We start from the raw sequence: 622 nt of genomic DNA, 5'->3' as shown, positions 1-622 counted from the left end.
GGTGACGGACTCACCAAGCTCCGGCATCTCCACGTCGGTAGCGTCACCAGAAGCGGCCGGGGCCTCAGACTCAGCGTCCTCAGCAGGCTTGTCCGGGGTCTCAGCAGCCTTCTCGGAGGAATCCTCGGACTCCTCAGCAGCCGGTGCGGACTCGCCCTCATCACCGATGATGGCGATGACCTCGCCCACGTCTACGGTGTCATCTTCCTCAGCCTTGATTTCGAGGATGGTGCCGGCGACCGGGGAGGGGATTTCGGTGTCGACCTTGTCGGTGGAGACCTCGAGGAGTGGTTCGTCGACCTCGACGGTGTCGCCGACGGACTTCAGCCACTGGGTGATGGTGCCTTCGGTGACGGACTCACCAAGCTCCGGCATCTCTACGTCGGTGGCGTCACCAGAAGCAGCCGGCTTGTCCTCAGACTTCTCTTCAGCCTTGGGTTCTTCCTTCTTTTCCTCTGCCTTTTCTTCCTTGGCAGCGGGCTTCTCGGAGGCTGCGGCGGAGCCGTCGCCGACGCGGGCGATGACGGCGCCGACGTCGACGGTGTCGTCTTCCTCGGCGAGGATTTCAACGAGGGTGCCGGCGACCGGGGACGGGATTTCGGTGTCGACCTTGTCGGTGGAG

General features: G+C 63.8%; 1 protein-coding gene. It reads right to left on the bottom strand.

The annotated features are described in order from the left end of the window. Nucleotides 1-622, bottom strand: a 622-nt coding sequence (locus tag HMPREF2896_RS12880; protein WP_305764444.1) for a biotin/lipoyl-containing protein, incomplete at both ends; no start/stop codon positions are given.

Origin of the sequence: Corynebacterium sp. HMSC069E04 (assembly GCF_001813175.1) — a bacterium.
GTDB lineage: Bacteria > Actinomycetota > Actinomycetes > Mycobacteriales > Mycobacteriaceae > Corynebacterium > Corynebacterium aurimucosum.
Note: the sequence above shows the minus strand (reverse complement) of the source record. Positions and strands in the feature narration are given on the sequence as shown.